A 1,439-nucleotide genomic window follows, 5' to 3' on the forward strand; every position below is an offset into this window, starting at 1 on the left:
TTCTCGGCGACCAACAGCGACTTGGGCGATAAATGGCATCAGGTTATTGGGAATGACTTGTGGGTCTTCCCCCATGCAGCCCGATGGGTGCGCGCCAACAGGGTTGAAGTAACGCAGTAAGGTGATGCTCCAATCGTTTTCAGCATGGAACAGATCGCTTAAGCACTGCTCCACCATATATTTGCTGCGTCCGTATGGGTTGGTGGTTGCGCCTGTTGGTGAATCTTCCGTAATCGGCACTATTTCTGGGTCACCGTAAACCGTTGCCGATGAACTGAATACGATGCTTTTCACGCCCGCTTTGCGCATGCTGTGCGCTAACACCAATGAGCCATTGACGTTGTTGTCGTAGTACTCAAGTGGTTTTGCCACCGATTCGCCAACCGCTTTGAGGCCAGCAAAGTGGATCACGGCTTGGATGTCGTGCTGCGCGAATACCGTATCCAAAAAGGCTTCGTCACGGATGTCACCTTGGTGGAACGCAGGCTGTTTGCCAGTCAGCGCTTCAATACGGTTTAACACTTCCAGTTTGGCGTTACACAAGTTATCAACGATGATAGGTTCCATTCCCGCTTCAATCATCTGAACGCAAGTGTGACTACCGATGTATCCCATACCGCCTGTGACAAGAACTTTCACTTTTACTTCTCCACGTTTGCTGCTTTCTGTTCATACCTCACTCTGATGCGCTAAAAGCCAATCGCCATTGCATCGAATCGGTACGCCCATTTCTTAACTGGCTAAAAGTCTAGCAACCAATCTCGATCCAGATCCGTGATCGAATTCAAATTGTGTAAACGTTTCCACAAAATTACAAAAAAGCCTTATTTTAGATGCTGACTTTAGTTAAATTAAACCAGAAGGATGATGAGCAGTGAAGATGAGTCGAGCAGATACCGCTCTCTTTCGTGGATCGCACGATTTTACTAAAAGTTTGTGCATCCCTAAGTAGCTGTTTACAATAGCCAGATTATTGAGTTCTCACTTGGACTGTGAGCAATGCCAACGGGAAATGTACATGGCAACACTAAAAGATATCGCCACTGAAGCGGGCGTCTCACTTGCAACCGTATCGCGAGTTTTGAATGACGATCCGACGTTGAGCGTTAAAGAAGAAACCAAACGCCGCATTTTAGAAATCGCAGAAAAGCTGGAGTACCGCACCAGCAGCTCGAAGAAAGCCACCAAAGAAGCCAAGCAAAAACATCACTTTTTGGCCTTGTACAATTACAAACAAGAAGCAGAAGTGAACGATCCGTACTACTTGTCGATTCGTCATGGGATTGAAACTCAGTGCGACAAACTCGGCATTACGCTAACCAATTGCTACAACAGCGAAATTGATGTTGAAACGCAAAAGATTACGGGTGTCCTTTTAGTCGGGAAAGTCGACCAAAAGTTGGTCAATAAGTTACCTAAACGCCTGGCCGATAGCATCT

The 1,439-nt window shown here is 46.6% G+C and carries 2 protein-coding genes; one reads left to right on the forward strand and one right to left on the reverse strand.

Translation table 11 applies throughout. The annotated features are described in order from the left end of the window. Positions 1-639: UDP-glucose 4-epimerase GalE (gene galE, locus R7P72_RS24340; RefSeq protein ID WP_318110872.1), on the reverse strand; the 639-nt coding region annotated here is incomplete at its 3' end. Between the two features lie 379 nt (positions 640-1,018). Between galE and R7P72_RS24345 the strand changes: the two genes are divergently transcribed. Further along, a partial coding sequence (locus tag R7P72_RS24345) for a LacI family DNA-binding transcriptional regulator (protein WP_318110873.1) occupies positions 1,019-1,439 on the forward strand: 421 nt, incomplete at its 3' end.

The sequence above is a fragment of the Vibrio sp. Vb0888 genome (assembly GCF_033338835.1).
Lineage (GTDB): Bacteria > Pseudomonadota > Gammaproteobacteria > Enterobacterales > Vibrionaceae > Vibrio > Vibrio alginolyticus.